Consider the following 20245-nt stretch of genomic DNA (forward strand, 5'->3'; position numbering starts at 1 on the left):
TTCGCATAGCAAAACATACGTATATATTAGCTCAATTAATGAATTGCCTATATTTTCTCTGATAGCTTTAAATATAAGGTATTGAAAGAAAAAGAGAAAGTAAGCTAAGGTTTATTTATTGACAGAATTACTATATTATTACTCGTCTGTAACGTATTTATGTATAAATACGGATATTGTTAAACGTATAAAACCGATCACTTCAAGGATGAATTCAATGCTTAATTCTTTAAAATCCCCATTACTTTTGTCAGCTATGTTGAGTGCTGCGTTAGGTCTAACCGCATGCTCATCTCCAAGCTCAGAGGGCAATGATACTGCATCTGCAGATAGTGCGGCAACAGATACTGCAGCAGCTAAGCTTGATACTAAGTTTTTGACCATCGCTACTGGCGGTGCGTCTGGCCCTTACAACATTATTGGTACTTCATTGTCTGAGGTCTATGTCAAAACTTTTGGCGTAAACTCAAAAACTCAAACCACTGGCGCATCGGTTGAAAACGTTAATCTATTGACCCAAGGCAAGGTCGACATGGTCTTGGCATTGAGTGACGTGGTGACGGATGCTGTCGAAGGTAAAAACAACTTTGAGCAGCCAATCACTAACATTCAGCAGATTGCTGTTTTGTACCCTAACGTGGTGCAAATCGTAACCTCGAAAAAATCTGGTATCAAAAATATTGAAGATTTGCGTGGCAAGCGTATTGCTGTAGGCGATCAAGGTTCTGGTACAGAAGTCAATGCTCGTACTCTACTTGAAGGGTTCGGTATCACATATGATGATGTCACCGTTGATTATCTAGGCTTTGCTGAAGCTGCTGATGGTATGAAAGCAGGTAAGATTGAAGCGGCATTCTTTAGTAGTGGCCTACCAAACTCATCTTTGATGGAGTTAGAGCAAGGTTTAGATTTACAGATTGTCACTATCAACCAAGACAAGCTAAAAGAAATCATCGCGACCAAGCCTTATTTCAAAACCTTTGAGATTCCTGCTGGCACTTATGGCAACGAAACAGCCGTACCAACTGCAGCAATCATGAATGCATTATTGGTTAGCTCTGATCTATCTGAAGCGGATGGTTATAAACTAACCAAAGCATTATTTGATAATTTAGATGGTCTAAAAACAGCTCACCAAGCGGCCAATGATATCAGTCTAGAAACCGCTCGTGATGGCATGGTAGCCCCAATCCATCCTGGAGCTAAAAAGTACTATGACGAACAAGCAGCCAAGTAATTCATTATGGTTATCAACTGGCGCGGCATTTATTGCAGCGCTGGTTTTTTTTACGCTATGGTTAGGCTCTACGCTTCAGTCTGTCGTTGAAGTGCGAGTCGCAGGCGTAGACGGTGCTGATGATAAGGTTTGTTATTTCACTGAGCCTGATTTTCAGCTACGTTGGATACATTCTGTAGAAAAACAGTGGTGGGAAGAGCAGTATCAACGTATAGACGGCAGCAGTACAGCAGGTGCGGAGCTGTTACTGACCACGACCTATTTTGAAGCGTTCGGTGCAGGGACACCCTCCACCGAAATGCTCGCTCCTATACAAAAGCCTGGCTATCTGGGTTATCAAATCAACGAAAAACTGCCTCGCCTTAATTGGGTCGTATCTAGACTAACCAAAGGTGAAATGGATTATGGTGGTCATCGTGTCTTGATTCACCAGTGGGTGCCAGACTATTCTGAAGTGGTGATCATGCCTAAGACGTATGATTTAATTGATAGATTTAAAAAGGACTTTTGTCATGAACTCCCAAGTGACGGATCAAGGTAGTGTGACTACCATGCCAGATGCTCAAGTTGATAACGATGCTGAGGCGGATGCGGTCAACCGAGCAGTATTGGAAAAATATGACCGAGAGTCAATCACGCGTCATATCACTCAAGGACCAGTAAAATATTTTATCGCTGGCATTTGTATACTCTATTCACTGTTTCATTTATATATCACTTTTAATCCAATGCCAGCACTGTTGCAGCGCTCTGTGCACGTGGGCGTTGGTTTTGCATTGATATTCCTAATTTTTCCAGCCAGTAAAAAAAGCAGTCGCAAACGAGTGGCATGGTATGACTGGATTTGGTTTGCCCTGTCTCTATCCGGTATGGGCTATCTCATCTATGAATATCAAGATATCGTGACCTCGCGTGGCGGTATGGCCAATCAGGTCGATGTGATATTTTCTTTGATTACGGTAGTCTGCGTGTTAGAAGGCAGTCGCCGTATTACTGGTTGGATTTTGCCAATCTTGGCCGGCATATTTTTGGCCTATCCATTTGTTAGTCATTTAGACTTTATGCCTGACAGGCTTTTGACTCGTCCTTATGATATGGGTGATATTTTTGGTCAATTGTTCTTAAAAACAGAAGGTTTATATTCTGTCGCGATTGGGGCATCGGTAACATTCATTTTCTTATTCATTCTCTTTGGTGCATTCTTAGCACGTTCGGGAATGGGGCAGTTGTTTAATGATTTGGCATTGGCTATCGCTGGTCATAAAAAGGGCGGGCCTGCAAAAGTAGCGGTTATTTCTAGTGGCTTTATGGGCAGTATCAACGGCTCAGCTTTATCGAATGTGGTTAGTACAGGTGCCTTTACCATTCCGTTGATGAAAAAGGTCGGCTATCACAAAGATTTCGCAGGTGCAGTTGAAGCCAGTGCTTCGGTTGGCGGACAGATTTTGCCACCGATTATGGGTGCCAGTGCTTTTATTATGGCTGAGACAACAGGCTTGCCGTATAGCACGATTGCCTTAGCAGCATTATTGCCAGCGATATTGTACTATTTAGGCGTCATTGCACAGGTGCATTTCCGCGCTGGACGTCGCGATCTAAAAGGCATTGCTAAAGAAAATTTACCAGCGGTCAAAGAAGTATTAAAAGCCCGCGGTCACATGCTATTGCCGATTGTCTTCTTGATTTTCTTATTAATCAGAAACGTACCTGTGGGATATGCAGCAGCTTATACCATTGGCTTTACGGTTGTGATCAGTATGCTACGTGCTGAAACGCGCATGAGCTTTTCTGATATTTTGGGTGCATTAGAAGATGGCGCGCGCCAGTCACTAGCGGTCATGGCGGCTTGTGCCGTCGTCGGTATTATCATTGGGGTGGTGAGTCTGACCAGTTTTGGTACGGTGATGACATCCTCTATCGTCACGCTAGGCGCAGGATCGCTATTCTTTACGCTTATCTTAACAATGTTGGCATCAATGGTTTTGGGCATGGGGCTACCCTCTATTCCTGCCTATATCATTACGGCGACGATGGCTGCACCAGCATTGGCCGGTTTTGATATTCCAATCTTATCAGCGCACATGTTTGTTTTCTATTTTGGTATTTTTGCCAATATTACACCGCCTGTGTGTCTTGCAGCCTTTGCGGGTGCAGGTATATCCGGTGGTGATCCGATGAAGACAGGGTTCTTGTCCCTCAAACTTGCCCTCGCGGGATTCATCGTGCCGTTTATGTTTATCTATAATCCAACGATGTTGATGATAGATCCAACTGGCCTAGCAGTCACGGCAAAAGATTTCCCGCTGCCACCTATTGTAGATATTATTACAGTGGTAGTGACTTCGGTGACAGGTGTCATTGCGCTGAGCTCAGCACTTGAAGGCTACTTCAGAGGCGGTATGAATACGGTAACTCGTATCATCTTAGCTATTGGTGCTTTACTATTGATTTATCCTGAGATTACGACTGGTATCGCAGGTGGTATTGTTGTCCTTGGTATTGCTGCATTCAATATAAAAACAGCTGGAAAGCCAACGCCAACTTTAACCGTGTAAAGCGTTAGGTTTAGTCATTCGTAAATCTAATAAAGCTCAAAAAAAGGGTGAATAGCAAATCTGTTATTCACCCTTTTTAACATTCTTAAGAAATGTTTTAGCGACTGCTGTTCGCAACTACTTTCATATCACTTTATTAATAAATTAGCAGCCAAGTTTGCCTTCAGCTTCTAATGCTTTTTTGCTACGGATAGGTGCTGGGCAGTCTTCGCCATAGTACTGACGATCGGCAAAGTAGCTTGAGCGTACCATTGGACCTGCCCAAATGCTAAAGAAGCCAATTTTTTTCCCGTAATCCATATAGCGTTGGAACTCGTCTGGATGGACATAACGATCAACAGGTGCGTGGTTTTTACTAGGCTGTAGATACTGACCGATAGTAATCATATCTACATCATGAGCTTTTAGATCATCGAGTAGGGCATAGATCTCTTCTTCTGTCTCACCAAGACCAACCATAAAGCCGCACTTGGTGGCGATATCAGGACGACGCTCTTTATAAATCTTAAGTAAATCTAGCGAATGCTGATAGTCAGAACCTGGACGGAAAGCTTTGTATAGACGTGGCACCGTTTCGATATTGTGGTTAAACACATCTGGTGCGGTCTCTGTCAATAAATCCAACGCAATATCCATACGACCACGGAAATCTGGTACTAGGATTTCAATCAAGCAGTTTGGGCTAAGTGCTCTTGATTCGTTTAGGACTTCTACAAAATGTCCCGCACCGCCGTCTTTGAGGTCATCGCGATCGACAGAGGTGATTACGGCATATTTAAGCTGTAAACCTTGAATCGTCTCAGCGGTATGACGCGGCTCATCCTTGTCTAACTCATTAGGACGACCATGACCTACATCACAGAATGGGCAGCGACGCGTACAGATATCACCCATGATCATAAAAGTGGCTGTACCATCAGCGAAGCACTGTGGCAGGTTAGGGCAGGCCGCTTCTTCACAAACGGTATAAAGCTTTTGCTCACGTAAGGTTGCTTTGATACGAGCAACTTCAGCAGGCGAGGACATTTTTACCCGAATCCAATCAGGCTTTTTCTTTGCCTCGACAGTCGGGATCACCTTAATTGGGATACGGGCAACTTTGTCATAGCCACGCAGCTTTTCGCCTTGGATGGCTTTTTTTGGTTTGGCTTTAGCAGCAGGTACATGTGTTTGTACGGCAGTTGTCATAATGGAGTTATCTCTTAACCCTTTATATTATAAGGGTTTATGGAATTATCAGAATGTTTTATGAGTGCAGATATTATAGCAGAAATTTGGTCGTCAATTTTTAAACAATATTGTTAAGATTACTATGATTGCTCGGACGACCATAGTTTTAAATATCTATATCGATTTCCAACTCATTCAGTATATCTATGGCGGCGCGAAACGCTTCTTGAGTAGCAGGTGCACCGCAGTACGGCAAGCTATGCATGAGCACTTCTCTAATCTCGGCGACACTAGCCCCGTTGTTAATGGCACCGCGTATATGACCTTTCAACTCGTTTGGGCTTTTTTGGGCAATTAAAAAGGCAATAGTGATTAATGAGCGATACTTACGCGGTAATACTGAGTCATCTTGCCAAGTGCTGCCCCAAGCGTGTTCGATAATCCAGTCTTGCAGCGGTTGGGTAAATCCTGTGGCAGCATCAAGCGAGCGTTTGACATGCTGCTCACCCATCACCTCAGTGCGTACCTTGAGACCATTGTCATAGTTAGGAGTGTTGTCCGTATTGCCATCAGTCATATCGTCGTCCTTAATATTTTTACCAGAATGTTTTTACCAAATCGACTACTAATAAATCGATGCTGCTACATTTCTTTAAGAGAAATTTTATCGAAGTTATGTCTTACAAAATCGTATATCAGTCATATGGTGTCTGCTCAGTCATAAAGCAAGTACTTATTGGTAAGTGTAATCAGGCAAATGCCAGTTATAATGAGCATTACAATCATATTATTGATGGCACTATTTTTATAATAAATGTTCAATATGGCCTTACTATGCGCCTTTTCAGAGCTGAGCCATTAACATTTAAAGCGTTTTAAGCTATGATTGCACGGATAATTATTTCATATAGTATATAGACGCAGGCAGTCATGCTGACTACCCACGTAATGTGCTACACCCCAACTGACGAGGACGACTATTGTGTTAGAAGCTTATCGTAAACATGTCGAAGAACGTGCTGAGCTAGGAACTGTACCCCTACCACTAAATGAAAAACAAGTAGTAGAGTTGGTTGAATTATTAAAGAACCCGCCTGCAGGCGAAGATGCGTTCTTGATGAACCTATTAGAAAACCGTATTCCTGCTGGTGTTGACCAAGCAGCATACGTTAAAGCGGCATTTTTGGCTGCTATCTTAAAAGGTGAAACGTCATCACCACTTATCAGCAAGCAAAAAGCGGTTGAAATTCTAGGCACTATGCAAGGTGGCTACAACGTTCAGCCATTAGTTGCTGCACTAGATGATAGCGAAGTTGCACAAGACGCTGCTGAAGCACTAAAGAAAACTTTGCTAGTATTTGACGCGTTCAATGACGTGACTGAAAAAGCAGAAGCTGGCAACACTATTGCGAAAGAAGTGATTCAGTCTTGGGCTGACGCAGAATGGTTCTTGAACCGTGCTGAAGTACCAAAGAAAACCACTTACACGACGTTCAAAGTAACTGGCGAAACCAATACGGATGACTTGTCACCTGCGCAAGACGCATGGAGCCGTCCTGATATCCCATTGCATTCACTAGCTATGCACAAAAACTCTCGCGACGGCATCAATGCTGACGAAGAGGGCATTGTTGGCCCAATGAAGCAAATCGAAGCGCTGAAAGAAAAAGGCCATCCGCTAGCCTATGTTGGTGATGTTGTTGGTACTGGTTCTAGCCGTAAGTCTGCAACCAACTCAGTATTGTGGTTGATGGGTGAAGATATCCCTAACGTGCCAAACAAACGTGGCGGCGGTCTCGTACTTGGTAACAATATCGCTCCTATCTTCTTCAACACGATGGAAGATTCTGGCGCATTGCCAATCGAAAAAGTGGCAGTCGATAACCTAAACATGGGTGATGTATTTGACATCTATCCATACGAAGGCAAAATCACTAAGCATGACTCTGATGAAGTATTATCAACGTTCTCACTAAACTCACCAACATTGCTTGATGAAGTTCGTGCTGGCGGCCGTATTCCATTAATCGTTGGTCGTGGTTTGACTAACCGTGCTCGTGAATACATGGGTCTTGGTCATTCAGACATCTTTGCTAAGCCAGAAGAGCCAGCTGATACTGGTAAAGGCTTTACGCTTGCACAGAAAATGGTTGGTAAAGCTTGTGGCCTGACAGGCGTACGTCCAGGTATGTACTGTGAGCCTAAGATGACGACTGTCGGCTCTCAGGATACGACTGGTCCGATGACGCGTGATGAGCTAAAAGACTTAGCATGTTTGGGCTTCCAAGCGGATCTCGTGATGCAGTCATTCTGTCATACTGCCGCTTATCCAAAGCCAGTTGACGTTGAGACTCAGCACACACTACCTGACTTTATCATGAACCGTGGCGGCGTAAGCTTACGTCCAGGTGATGGTATCATTCACTCATGGTTGAACCGTATGCTACTTCCAGATACCGTTGGTACTGGTGGTGACTCGCATACCCGCTTCCCAATGGGTATCTCGTTCCCAGCGGGTTCTGGTCTAGTTGCTTTCGCAGCTGCAACTGGTGTTATGCCACTTGATATGCCTGAATCTGTTCGTGTTCGTTTTGTTGGTGAGCGTCAAGCTGGTATCACCCTACGTGACCTAGTACATGCTATCCCTTATCAAGCCATTAAAGAAGGTTACCTGACGGTTGATAAGAAAGGTAAAATCAACGAGTTCAACGGCCGTATTCTTGAAATCGAAGGTCTAGAAGATTTGACCGCTGAGCAAGCGTTCGAACTATCTGATGCCTCAGCTGAGCGTAGTGCTGCTGGTTGTACCATCACTTTGTCTGAAGCGTCAGTGACTGAGTACCTAAACTCAAACATCACGCTGCTTAAGTGGATGATCTCAGAAGGCTATGGCGATGCACGTACGATCAGCCGCCGTGTTGAGCAAATGCAAGAGTGGTTGGCTAACCCAAGCCTCATGCGTGCTGACGACGATGCTGAATACGCTATCGACATCACTATCGATATGAGCGAAATCAAAGAGCCTATCCTTTGCTGCCCGAACGATCCAGATGATGCAAAAACGCTAGCAGACGTGGCTGGTGATACCATTGATGAAGTATTCATTGGTTCATGTATGACTAACATCGGTCACTTCCGTGCCGCTGGTAAATTGCTACAAGACGTACCAGCAGGTAGCCTGAAAACTCGTCTATGGATTGCACCACCTACTAAGATGGATGCACGCCAGTTGATGGAAGAAGGTTACTACAACATTTATGCACAAGCCGGCGCTCGTACTGAAATGCCAGGTTGTTCACTATGTATGGGTAACCAAGCACGTATCGCACCGAAATCTACAGCGGTATCGACCTCAACTCGTAACTTCCCGAACCGTCTAGGTCAAGGCGCTAACGTATACCTAGCTTCTGCAGAGCTTGCAGCAGTCGCAGCGGTACTTGGTAAATTGCCGACTAACGATGAGTATCAGCAGTATGCTGGCATGCTAAACAGCATGGGTGATGAAGTCTATCAATACATGAACTTCGATCGTATGGAAGACTATACTGAAGAAGCAGATAAGATCAACGTTGCTCAGTTGACCTAATCTTGAGTATACAAGCTTTTAAAATTAGAAGCTTTATACTAAAAACTTTATACGTAAAACAAAAAACCCCGTATCGTCATGATGCGGGGTTTTTTGTTAATGACTCTAAGAAAACTAGTACTCATTTACAAATTTTTATTGAGTATCTATAATCAAAGCCAATTGTTGATAATCTTCATTGACAACTTCTACTTTCTACGACTGAGATAAAAAGCCCTATGGAAAATAATATTAAGCTTGATAAAGCGACTCCGCCGCCACTGCCCAGATCTACGATGGCTAACAATCATAGCGCTGAAGCAAATTACGGCATCATTGATTGGTTTAAAAAGGGCATGAGAAATTACACGAATTTTTCTGGTCGTGCTCGCCGTAAGGAGTATTGGTATTTCTTTCTAGTGCAAATGGGGGTGATGATCGTTGCAATGCTGCTAGACGCAATAATATTCAGCTCAGAGACAGGTTTATTTTACATAGTAGCGGCACTTGGTTTATTTCTGCCTGGTCTTGCCGTGACTATCCGTCGCTTGCATGATACTAGCCGCTCAGGATGGTGGTTTTTGATAGGGATAGTGCCACTGATAGGCTCTATTATATTACTGGTATTTCTAGCGAGTGATACCAAGCCTGAAACCAATAAATGGGGTCTACCAGCGAAATAGTCCGGTTAAAACAGGCGATAATCGTTAATAAAACGGCTTACGTCTGTATAAATGTACAGGCTGATTTTTTATGCCATCTTATGTATAATATAGGGGCAGGCGGAAACCGTGGCTCTGCACTTTATTTATCTTTTCTAACTCGGGACGGACCGATACTTTGATATGCACTTTGCTGTTTAAATACAGGTGCTTTGGAGTCTTGGTTGATGACCTTATCACCGCTTAAACGTCGCTTAATTTATGTGACCGCTTTCGAAATTATCGCGATTATCTTATCTACCCTCATATTGATGAAACTCAGTCACAGTGATGCATCAGAATCCTTACCAATCGCCGTAATGATGTCGGTAGCAGCCGTCGTTTGGAACTTTATATATAATACCGCTTTTGAAGCGTGGGAACGCCGCAGACGTATTGTACGTCGCACGTTATGGATACGCAGTGTTCATGCTTTTGGTTTTGAGGGTGGGCTAGTGTTGATCTGCTTGCCACTGTATATGATTTGGTACGATGTTGGTCTAGTAAAAGCCTTTATGATGGAAGTAGCGCTACTGCTGTTTTTCTTAGTTTATACGTTTACGTTTACTCTGATCTTTGACAAGATATTTACTTTACCTCATCATTCTAAACCAGCGACCGCTTCTTAATTAAAGGCATTAACAAAAAAAGGGCTACCATATTGGTAGCCCTTTTTTGATAGCATCATTGCTTATCTTCTTATTTACCTTGATATACAGGCTTACGCTTTGCTATAAAGGCGCTAACCCCTTCGATAAAGTCATCGGTTTTTGCCATCACTGTCTGTTGCTCTACTTCCGTATCTAAAGCCGCGCTCAAACCAGCGAAGGCGTGTACATTGAAGCTCTCTTTCATAGCGGCCAACGCTTTGCCTGGTAATTGGCTCAATCGTAGCGCCAATGCTTGTACGGTGGCTTCTAGCTCGTCAATACTTACCACGTTGTTTACTAGGTTTAAGCGTGCCATATCTTCGGCTTTCAGTTTATCACCTAGCATTACAAGTTCAGTGGCTTTTGCTGCACCAACCAATTGGTTTAATAAGTAAATACCACCTGCATCTGGAACTAGGCCGATATTGACGAACGCTTGTACAAACTTCGCATTGTCTGCGGCAATTCGGAAGTCACAAGTAAGCGCCAAGTTCATGCCAGCACCAGCTACAGCGCCTTCTAATTTAGCAATAATCGGCTTATGGATATGACGTAATTTTAAGCTGACTTCGCCTGCGCCTTCTACCATGCCTCTTAATTTGTTTGAAACAATATCCTTGTCTAATCCTTCAGACAACATCTCTTTAATATCGCCGCCGCTTGAGAAGTTACCACCAGCCCCTTGCAAAATAATTACACGCACTTGATCATCTGCAGCCGCTTTATCTAGCGCTATCAAGACTTGGTTTTTTAAAGGTGTGCCAAAGGCATTTAAGCTTTTTGGATCGTTAAATGTAATGGTAGCAATGTGCTCTGCAACTTGATAATCGACGAGAGACTGTGACATTTGAGATTTCCTTATTTTAAATGACTGTTTTAATATTTTGTATCAATGACAATACTTTGAGATAAAGGTAAAAATGGTTCAATGCTGATTACTATAGCAGCTTGCTATGATTATAAAAGCGTGTTTTGTGGGCGCTTAAGACACATCTACATACTGGTAAACTTTACTATTCTATCGTAAAAGCTGATGCTAGCTAATGAGACAAAACGACTGGCTCGTAAAAAGGCTATGACCTAAGGGGTTAATGGATTATGCTAATATGCCAGGTTGAGCGTAAAAGAGTCGTAAAAGACACAAGGGTACGCTCGAACTTTCATTGATCAAACAAGGATGTGGTTATGCCAACTATAACTGTAAATAACGCTGATATTTATTACGAAGACAGTGCACCGAACGACACACAAAAGCCCGTTATCGTATTTGCTCACGGTCTATTGTGGAGCTCACAGATGTATGATAAGCAAGTAGAGCATTTTCAAACAGACTATCGTTGTATTGCTTTTGATTTTCGCGGGCAAGGTCAGTCGCAGGTTACTAAGTCTGGCTATGATATGGAGACGCTGACTGAAGATACGCTTGGCTTACTTGCAGCGCTTGGTATAGATAAATGTCACTTTGTTGGGCTATCTATGGGCGGGTTCGTGGCTCAACGTATTGCGCTCAAACGCCCTGAGTTACTGTTGTCATTAACGCTGTTAGAAACCTCTGCTGACCCTGAAGATCCAAAAAATATACCTCAGTATCGTAAGCTGGTCAAAGCGATTCGCTGGTTAGGTATGAAGCGTGTGAGTAATAAGGTGATGCCAATTATGTTTGGCAGTACGTTTTTGGCAGATAAGCTGCGCAAATCTGACCGTAAGCAGTGGCTAACGATGCTACAAAGCAATCGTAAGGGCGGTGTGGTCAAAGCAACAATGGGCGTGATTGAGCGTACCGGTACTTATGAGCAGTTGGGTGAGATTACAACGCCGACACTGATTGTAGTAGGGGATGAAGATGCCGCCACGCCTTATGCCAAATCTGAACGCATGCATTTTGCTATCGCTGGGTCCAAGCTTGCTATTATCAAAGGTGCAGGTCATACATCGACAGTAGAAGAGCCTGATCAAGTGAATCAAGTACTTCGTCAGTTTTTGGAAAGTTGTGCTTAATATAGATACTGTTCGAGAGCTTTAAAGCCTTATATCTATAGAAAATCCCAAACAAATATCTATATAAAAAAGCCGCTACCTGTATTTGATAGCGGCTTTTTGTATGGTGTAAGTTGTTAAATGGCAGACAGTTATCTGTGTTAGCGATGACAGCTACATTCGTGAGCTGTATTGGCTATGTCCGTCATCAATGGTTCCAAAGGCTTCTGCACGATTGACAATCTCAGTCGCCCAAGCACGGTGCGTCGCAGGCTCTAGCATTGTATTATTGTACTTAAATACCGCTTTGGCCTCAGTGTGAAGGATCGCTTGTGCTTCATCCAGTGTACTCAGTGGCACACAGTAAGCTTGCTGTACTAGGGCGATTTGGCTTGGATGAATGACAGTTTTGCCTACCATCCCTAAGCTGACGTCTCGGTTCAGCTCTTGCATAAACAGCGTCGGCTGATCCAAGTACTCAAATACTGGCGCGGTAAGATAAAAACCATGCGGCACAAAACAGCCAAGCATTTGATAAGCCAATGTACCGATAGGCGAGTCATAGACAATACTGTTTTTTGGGCGGCGTAAGCGCAATGCTGCGAACAAGTCATTACCGCCGATACGCAATGCAAAAACTGGTTGGCTAAACGCTTCTTTAAAAGCGATGGCAAGCTCCTGATTGTGATGCGGATTAAACAGCGCTGCGGTTTCGAGCGTCGGCATAAGTAGTTGATCTACTTTTAGGTTCTGACAAGCCATGCGCCAGTTAGATAAGCTATACATATCAACTTTTGGCATAACGAAACCATCGATAAGATTGATATGGGTATAGTCAGCCAGTTGCTGTAGCATCATCGGGCTACGTGGACGTATAAAGACTAGTGGACGTGTCGGATGCTGGGCATGAATTTTCGCCGATTTAGATGGCGCATTAATGCTATTCACATGCTCAGCCCACGTATCCAGTAGAGTGCGCAAACGCTCAAGCGCTAACTCTACATCTTGCTGACTGACCGCATCCTCTAGACAGATAATAATACTATTAATCGTCGGTAATTTATCCCGCTTGATGACTTGCCAAATATCTTGGCGAGTCGCAGGCATGTACAAGCTAGCACCGAGCTGATATGGATGGTGCGTGTGTGGTTTGACCATCGCATGACGCTCAGTGATCAGGTGCGCATAAGATTGGGTATCATTGTAAAGGTCTGACTCGGTTTTTAGCATATCTGACATAATTGGCATCATAAGTAGAGGGTATAAGAGAGCGAAAAAGAAAGTATTTAATACTGGTAAATGTATTAAGTGTCTTGGGAGCGCTGCTTGATAAGCGTGATGGCTTGATAAGGCAGTATTTTATCACCTAATACACTGATAGTGATGTTTCGTTGCGCACATAAATGGCGTAGCAGTACGGTATCAGGGTGCTCAGCAGTGGCGAGCAATATACGCTCTGGATCACGGCGTAATATGGCACGTGTTGCCTCGGCAATAGTCGGCTTAATACGGTTGCGATTGACAATATGATAATCTGCTGCCAGCGTCTCTATCAACGCCGCAGTCTGGTAGCGTGGCTGCTGGTAAGTCGGTAAACGCGCTGGAGTAGTAGCCAATGATCGTCTCGCTGCATCGATATGATTAATAAATGCTAAGCTGTGATCTACCTCAATTAAATCATCATAAAAGACACTGCGATGCAGGCCTGATGACGGCTCCATGTATAAGCTGCGCGAAATTAATCCTGATACGGTGCTGTTTAACAAACCCGATGGGATTAACCAGTCTTCTTCACTTGCCGCCAGCCAAGCAACGCCAGCCGGATCGGCAAGAGTCAGTAGCGGAATGACGTCAGCGCCTTGATGAAAAATGTTGGCAAAATTAACATGGGTGGAATCACTAAACGTCTCTAGACTACGAGCCAACTCTTGATAAATAGCGCCTTTACCTGTCCAACCATCGACGAATACGATTGGACTGTTTGGATAAGCATCCAGTAGCATTTGCAGGGCCACTGGATCAAGACCACGATCACGAATGATACTGATGCCATAATGCACACTTGGCAGGTGATAGCTACTGTCTGTATCCGACAGCGCACGTTGCAATAATACCCCGATCGGTAGACCAGCTCGCACCAAACTGACCAAAACCAGTGGGTGCTCATCACTCACATTCTGCTGAAAAACCTGATGTAGCGTATGAGACAAATGAGCGATATCGGTCGCGGTCCTTGTTGACCCTTGCTCTAACGCCTGTATGTATAGCTGCTCATGCATTGCAGTAGGTGCTTGCTCTAAGGTCAACATGTCAGAGTAATGGCGTTGTCCACTTTGGATAAGCGCTTCTTTTTGACTGACTGGTACATCAGCAACCGCGTCCTTATCTACCATATCGAGTAAGACAGTGACATCGCTTGCAAGATAGCTGCCTGAGCCATAGTTTTGCAGAGCAGCTCTTTTTATCTGTATATTAGGTAAAGTCATAGTATGAATAATAGCACTCGGAATGATAACAGTGGATTTGCGTGGCTGTTGTTTAAGCTGATGGTTTAGCCTGACGATTTAGACTGGTATTGCTCATGCAGTTGGCCATGATTGGGCATACCGTACCAGTCCAATAACTGCAAGAAAGGCAGATCAGCTAAGCTATCACCAAAGCCAAAACTGGGACGCTGATGGTCTAAATGATGCTCTAATAAAAACTGTACCGCATGACGCTTATGAACTCCATGGGGCAATATCGCTAGGTTATTAGCATTCACATGTACATAGAAATCTTGATCAAAATCACGTATCAAAGTGGGCAGTTTCTCAGCTAAATCTACGAGCGCTTGATGATCTTTCTGTGCATGTTTGATAGCCAGATAAATGGTGAGCTCTTCATCCGTAGAGCCATTGTTAAAGCTATCGATATGCGGTGTGAATACTAAATGACTTTGCTCGCTTTGACTATGACTGGCAAACAATTCGCTTAACTTATTAAGCTTATCTTGCAATGGCGCGAGCTTACTATACATATGCTGCTGCCAACTGCTTAGCAGCGCTCCGTCAGACGTTAAAATAATCGCCCCATGGGTCAATACCTGCCAGCTATCAAACGGCAGCTTGACGCGTTTTATTTCACTACGATCCCGTGCCGTCACTACAATTAATTCAGTGCTAGCAAGCAACCAATTAAAAAAGATTGCTTGACGCTGGCTCATAAAGCTCAAAGGCTCGTCTTGTTTATTGACTGTCGCACATATCAAAGATTCAGGCTCAGTAGTGGGCAAATCCCAAGCGTCGATTTTACGCTGAGTTTGGAAAAGCGTATCATCTAGATCCATCAAGGCATAAGGCTTAATAATGTCTGGGTTGGCTTTAAAAAAGGAGGTAGTCATGGCGTCGTCCGTCAATAATAGGTTTGAAAGTTAGAGAGCAATTTTAGGGCTCACCATCAGCACGTTATCCAAACCTCGCCACATAGCATCCACACTATCAGCTGATGTTTCTATACACAACACTATCAAATCCCAATCACTAGGCTCGACGTTATAAGCAAAATTGGTCATACCAAGCCCGTAATTGTCACTAAAGCTCAGCATCGTGGTAATCGCTCCACCAAGCGCAATCGGTGAGCGGGTTAATGCGCTAAAATTAACCATGGATGCTGTATCGTCGTTGAGCTTGTCGGACTCTGTTTCAAGCCATTCAGCCAATAGAAACGGCAACCAAACAAACTCATTGCTGCCCAATACTAAGATTCTTCTTGGCAACTGAGTAACATCAAAGTTTTCTTGATCATTAAAACGGGTAAATGCAGCCTGAAAACTCGAAAGATAGTTAGCAAATCCCTTTGTACTGTCTAGCGTTGGAAAACGCCCCCAGTTGCCCGTATAACCAAGCGCTTGACTACCAGCGGCCGTAGTATCAACTGATGGCATCGTAATGGGTTCAGGGTTGGGTGCGTCTGTCCATTGCCATGCGCCAGACAATAAATGATGGCGATGAAACTCAATACCAGCGAGACGATCGGCCATACGTGCAGGTTTAGCATCTGACTGTGGATTAGGTTTCTCTTGATCTAATGACCAGTCGACCAATGTTGTTAGATGCACTTGCTCTAACTGGTTAAATCCTGCTTCACGTAGGGCCGTGACGACATTAACACAGGTATTGCCTGTTGAGGCTTCATCATCGACCATAATTAGTGTTTTACTGGCCAGTAGCTGCGCCTGAGTAACGCTATCTTTGCTCTGATAAATCAAATGCTGGCTGGCATGACTATGATCTTCACAAAACGTCGTCAGCAAGGAGTCGGTACCATTGGCATCACTACTTTCATCGTGCTGTGCATGACGCGTAGAGTTCAATAGCAGAGCTTGAGGATAGCGCGTTTGTAGCGCTTGATGGACACCAGCAGATAGACCAACAGCGGTCTCTGCCATACCAATGACTAGCACTGGCTCGGCCAAGTCATTAGGCACTAAATCAGCCAAATCAGTAAATGCGTTTCGCATAGTGCTTGGCGCAACGGGAATATGACGACCTAGCACTTTTGAGACAAACAAAAATGCCCGTTTTGGATTAATACGCTGGGCAAATCCAAGTAAATCTTCTAACTGATAATGGGCGCGTTGTTCTGCGCCATTTTTATTGGTGGCTGAGTTGGTTTGATAAGTTAGATCTAGCGTACCACGGGGTAGGGTGATGGTCGTACTGTGTTGCTCATTTAACATTCATATTCCTTGGCGCTTTTAATTATATGTCGTCGTAGATTTTTAACCCTGACAGCCAACCAGCCATAAGGCACTGCGACTTTGCTTGCTTAGCTGAGGTGTGGTAAGAGGCGTAGCATTGGTCAAATCAGTCGTGTTCTCCAAGCTGACGCCAGCGCTCGCCAGTAGGGCAGATAATAACTGAAATTTCACCGCATAGTTCATATTTTGTGCATGTTCATGAACCAGACTTGATGTGACCATACCGACTACCTCTCCAGTCGGCAATAATAAAGGACTACCACTAGATCCAGGCTGAATGGGTGCGGTGAATTGCATATGACGGATATCGTTATTTAAACCTGTCAATCCTGATATACAGCCTTGAGTGACTTGCAGTTGGCTACTCAGTCCTGACAACGGAAACCCCAGTGTGGTGATGGTCTCACCCAATATATCAACACACTGCTGCGCCAATGGAAGGTAGCTAGGCAAAGGATCACTAACTCTAATAATAGCTGAGTCGCTTCCGATATCGCTGAGCACGACTTGTACCTCGCGATCAGGCTGACCTTGCTGACGTACGCCAACCATCGCTGCTGACTCAATCACATGATAGCAGGTGAGCAGATGATAGGGATCAATAGCAAACGCTGTTCCTGTCCAAGTTTCGCCTGCTTGTACTTGACGGGGAGGGCGAGCTTCGTTGTTTGGTTGAGTACGCTGCTGATGCTGAGCTTCTTGAATAAGCGTATGTGTGCTAGGTGGACGCACATCCAGACTAACCTGTACATGATGTTCAAGGCTCGCCAAGCCTTGCGTTGATGCTTCGCCAAGTGCTCGACATTTGAACTGTCCATTACGATGATATATTTCTAATATAATCGCCGCTTTGATATGCCGCTCGTTTGTTGTGAAGTTATATTGAATATCTCCGTTATTGAGCGTGAGACTTACGTCGTTTAACTCTACCGCTGGCAATTTTAGGCTTGGCTCATGATAAACATAGGCAATCAGTTGTAAGAAACTAACGCCAAGTGTATCAAATAACTGGGGTAAATCTAACTGCCATGTATTTGGATTATCCTTGTTATCGAGCTGAGCCCAGTCTTTAGACTCATGTAAATAAGCAGGACTACAAACGGCTTTACGATTGGCATCTAATGGCAACCATAATAGCCCAAGCTGCTGTCCAAACTCTAATGGTTTAGTAGTAGAAAATGCGATCGAACATTTAGTGTTTTCGATAACCGTATTGGCCCCTAGCCTTAACTCAACTTGCTTCGACATCACATTTCCTTAGTTTATTTACGCGATTATAGTTATTTTTATTGTTTAATGATTTTATCCTTGAGACTAAAGTCTGACCACATAAAGGGTTTTGATTTTATTTTGAAACTATCATTCTACAAAGAGAAAACAGTAATAGGTGTTTTAATATACAGTTAAGATTAATTGCATAATAGATATATCAAGATATATAGGTTTTAATAGTTTCGGAATTCCTTTTAATAATTAATTACTTTTAGAAAATAATAATGAGGTTTTATAGTCTAGCCATTTGTCGGCTAATGTAGCCACTTATCGGACAAAGCCGTATAGTGTATTGCTACAGAACAAGATTCCGGTGATAATACAATCAAAATCTATTGCTGTTTAGTAACTTTACTGTGACCAAGTGTTATTTATAAAGTTTAAGAATAGTATTTGATTCAAACCTATTTATCTCAATCTTATTTTCAAGCTTATTACTGTTTTTCGATTAATGAATTTCTAGTAGTTAGAGCGCTTGTATGCTTAATAACTATAAAAATCGAAGTTTCGTCTACTGAAGATATTTCATTTCTTATAATATAAAAGATATATAGAAACTGTTACATGGTTGATGTCTGCATATCTTTTATATTGTGAGAAAGCCAGTTGGTCGGACCTTTGAAACGTTATTCACATTAGTTTATCTAGATAGCTTGATATAAGAAAGCGTAGCAGTATTTTAAGAAAAGGAGTGCTCTGTGAAATTCTCTTGTGCATTAGAAACGTCTTCTGAACGTATTCGTCTGGTCAATGTTATTTCGCCGCTTATCAAAGCAGGTTATCAGCTGGTCTCCCAAAGACAAGAGGCTTCAGAGAATGGTGGTAATATCATTCATGTGATCGCAAGAAGTCTAGGCTCTAAAACGCAAGCAGATCTAATCGATGACTTATCTTCAATTGAAGGTTGTACGCTTTTTAATCTAGAAATAGATGAAGAGGGCGGATCGTCAACTGCCCCTGCAAAAAAGACATTAGATGAAAAAAGCGTCTTATCAGCCATTGGTGCTTATTACCCTAAAATAGCAGATATTGTCAGTCAGTATGAAGATAGTTTACCTATTGAGCGACGTGTGACGGCATTGCAGGAGTTGGGTCGCAAGGTTGGCGGCGGTATTTACCAGCGTGATTATTCACTTGGTAGTCCACTAAAGATGCCTACTACTATCACTCGTGAGCTTGTACCAGCACTAAAAGGTCTGTCTAAAGTTAAAGCAAAGAATAATGTAATTTATTTAATCAAATGTCCGTTCTGTAAGTCGTCAGATCATACTCACTCAGGATGCCATTTTATTGTGGGCTATATAGAAGGCTTTTTGGCAAGCAACCCTGCTATAGATGTGGTTCAAGTTGAAGAGACTAACTGCGGCGCAGGTAGTACCAATATTTGTGAATTTACCATTGGGTAAAAAATTATGCATAGATAATTTCATGTCTATGCAAAAAATCAACGAGCGAATGACGCACCGTGTTGCAATAAAAGTAACGTTATTTGACTCAATTCTTATGATAGATAAAAGGCAAAAAAATGATGGAAGTTGAATATAACTTACTTTTGGTGTTGGTCTCATACGCCATTGCAGTATTTGGTTCTTATGTTGGCTTAAACCTTGCCATTCGAGTACCTTCTGCTAAGCCAGGAACGGATTTGTATTTCTGGGTAGCGCTATCATCGATTGCTATCGGTGGTGCGATTTGGTCTATGCATTATATCGGTATGATGGCAGTAGATATGAAAATGCCTGTGACTTATGACTTGGGTCTGACGATTGTCTCAATGTTACTCGCGATTTGTTTCGTTGCAGTCGGTATTGTCATCGTAGGTCGCGGTGAATCAAGCGTTGCTAAGTTAATCGGTGGCGGCGTACTTACTGGACTGGGTGTTGCAGCCATGCATTATACCGGTATGGCCTCTATGCAAATGGACGCTACTATGTCATACAATATACCGCTGCTTATCTTATCGATTGTAATTGCTATTGCAGCCGCTATCGCTGCGCTATGGTTGGCATTCAATCTACGTGGTACATTACAGCGTTTTGGTAGTGCGTTTATCATGGGTCTTGCAGTTTGTGGTATGCATTACACTGGTATAGCCGCGATGGAAATGACGATGACTGATCACTCAATGTCTATGGATTATACGCATGCAGGTGCCATTTCTTCATCGATTATGATCTTCATCGGTTCAGCAATCGTATTGAGCTTACTATGGGTCATTGCTTCTAAAAATGCACCTAAGCAAGCGACACTAGCATTTGGCGAGTAATTTTAAACGCTCATTTTTAATACCAATTGAAAGTGAAAATAAAAAAAGGTTTTTAGATTAATATCTAAAAACCTTTTTTCGTGTTTGTTCAAATCCTCTGCTAATCACATG

The 20245-nt window shown here is 43.2% G+C and carries 17 protein-coding genes; 9 read left to right on the top strand and 8 right to left on the bottom strand.

Translation table 11 applies throughout. The annotated features are described in order from the left end of the window. Positions 1-217: 217 nt before the first annotated feature. The 3 genes from JMX96_RS03765 to JMX96_RS03775 are packed head-to-tail and all read left to right on the top strand — an operon-like array spanning position 218 to position 3792. Positions 218-1237 (top strand): TAXI family TRAP transporter solute-binding subunit, encoded by a 1020-nt coding sequence (locus tag JMX96_RS03765; protein WP_201567430.1) that lies wholly within the window; start codon positions 218-220, stop codon positions 1235-1237. Continuing rightward, complete coding sequence (locus JMX96_RS03770) at positions 1215-1778, top strand: DUF1850 domain-containing protein (RefSeq protein WP_201567432.1); 564 nt, start codon at positions 1215-1217, stop codon at positions 1776-1778. The genes JMX96_RS03765 and JMX96_RS03770 overlap by 23 nt, the downstream gene beginning before the upstream one ends. A gap of 10 nt (positions 1779-1788) precedes the next feature. Then, positions 1789-3792: a TRAP transporter permease gene (locus JMX96_RS03775; RefSeq protein WP_201568024.1), complete on the top strand. Its 2004-nt coding sequence runs from the start codon at positions 1789-1791 to the stop codon at positions 3790-3792. A 144-nt stretch (positions 3793-3936) separates the two neighbouring features. Here the strand turns inward: JMX96_RS03775 and lipA are convergent, their stop codons facing one another. Then, on the bottom strand, positions 3937-4980 hold the full coding sequence (gene lipA, locus JMX96_RS03780) for a lipoyl synthase (RefSeq protein WP_057760861.1): 1044 nt from the start codon (positions 4978-4980) through the stop codon (positions 3937-3939). Positions 4981-5128: 148 nt separating this feature from the next. Further along, the gene (locus JMX96_RS03785; protein WP_191113905.1) at positions 5129-5539 is read right to left on the bottom strand and encodes a carboxymuconolactone decarboxylase family protein; all 411 of its coding nucleotides are present in this window, start codon (positions 5537-5539) and stop codon (positions 5129-5131) included. 405 nt (positions 5540-5944) lie between these two features. Between JMX96_RS03785 and acnB the strand changes: the two genes are divergently transcribed. The 3 genes from acnB (at position 5945) to JMX96_RS03800 (ending at position 9857) form a co-directional block, all read left to right on the top strand. Then, entirely contained in the window at positions 5945-8548 is a 2604-nt protein-coding gene (acnB, locus tag JMX96_RS03790; protein ID WP_201567433.1) for a bifunctional aconitate hydratase 2/2-methylisocitrate dehydratase, read from the top strand. A 218-nt stretch (positions 8549-8766) separates the two neighbouring features. Then, positions 8767-9210 (top strand): DUF805 domain-containing protein, encoded by a 444-nt coding sequence (locus JMX96_RS03795; RefSeq protein ID WP_227676897.1) that lies wholly within the window; start codon positions 8767-8769, stop codon positions 9208-9210. 206 nt (positions 9211-9416) lie between these two features. Further along, entirely contained in the window at positions 9417-9857 is a 441-nt protein-coding gene (locus JMX96_RS03800; protein WP_160020982.1) for a PACE efflux transporter, read from the top strand. A gap of 70 nt (positions 9858-9927) precedes the next feature. On the opposite strand, the gene JMX96_RS03805 is transcribed toward JMX96_RS03800, so the two are convergent. Next, positions 9928-10725, bottom strand: coding sequence for an enoyl-CoA hydratase/isomerase family protein (locus tag JMX96_RS03805; protein WP_201567434.1), 798 nt, complete (start codon positions 10723-10725; stop codon positions 9928-9930). 338 nt (positions 10726-11063) lie between these two features. Here JMX96_RS03805 and JMX96_RS03810 point away from each other — a divergent pair, with 338 nt between their 5' ends. After that, the gene (locus JMX96_RS03810; protein WP_057760852.1) at positions 11064-11876 is read left to right on the top strand and encodes an alpha/beta fold hydrolase; all 813 of its coding nucleotides are present in this window, start codon (positions 11064-11066) and stop codon (positions 11874-11876) included. Positions 11877-12029: 153 nt separating this feature from the next. On the opposite strand, the gene JMX96_RS03815 is transcribed toward JMX96_RS03810, so the two are convergent. The 5 genes from JMX96_RS03815 to JMX96_RS03835 form a co-directional block, all read right to left on the bottom strand. Beyond that, a complete protein-coding gene (locus JMX96_RS03815) occupies positions 12030-13094 on the bottom strand; it encodes an HpcH/HpaI aldolase/citrate lyase family protein (protein ID WP_227676899.1) in 1065 nt (354 codons plus the stop codon). A 65-nt stretch (positions 13095-13159) separates the two neighbouring features. Further along, positions 13160-14341 carry a cysteine protease StiP domain-containing protein gene (locus tag JMX96_RS03820; RefSeq protein WP_201567435.1) on the bottom strand — a complete coding sequence of 394 codons (1182 nt, stop codon included), beginning with the start codon at positions 14339-14341 and terminating at the stop codon, positions 13160-13162. Between the two features lie 65 nt (positions 14342-14406). Further along, a complete protein-coding gene (locus tag JMX96_RS03825; protein ID WP_201567436.1) occupies positions 14407-15237 on the bottom strand; it encodes an HAD hydrolase family protein in 831 nt (276 codons plus the stop codon). A gap of 30 nt (positions 15238-15267) precedes the next feature. Continuing rightward, positions 15268-16575 carry a phosphoribosyltransferase domain-containing protein gene (locus JMX96_RS03830; RefSeq protein WP_201567437.1) on the bottom strand — a complete coding sequence of 436 codons (1308 nt, stop codon included), beginning with the start codon at positions 16573-16575 and terminating at the stop codon, positions 15268-15270. Positions 16576-16617: 42 nt separating this feature from the next. Continuing rightward, complete coding sequence (locus tag JMX96_RS03835; RefSeq protein WP_201567438.1) at positions 16618-17844, bottom strand: S1 family peptidase; 1227 nt, start codon at positions 17842-17844, stop codon at positions 16618-16620. 722 nt (positions 17845-18566) lie between these two features. Between JMX96_RS03835 and JMX96_RS03840 the strand changes: the two genes are divergently transcribed. Next, on the top strand, positions 18567-19274 hold the full coding sequence (locus tag JMX96_RS03840; protein WP_201567439.1) for a hypothetical protein: 708 nt from the start codon (positions 18567-18569) through the stop codon (positions 19272-19274). A 119-nt stretch (positions 19275-19393) separates the two neighbouring features. Beyond that, positions 19394-20134, top strand: a complete 741-nt coding sequence (locus JMX96_RS03845) for an MHYT domain-containing protein (protein ID WP_102093609.1) — start codon at positions 19394-19396, stop codon at positions 20132-20134. Positions 20135-20245: the final 111 nt, after the last annotated feature.

This window comes from Psychrobacter sp. JCM 18900 (assembly GCF_904846625.1).
Lineage (GTDB): Bacteria > Pseudomonadota > Gammaproteobacteria > Pseudomonadales > Moraxellaceae > Psychrobacter.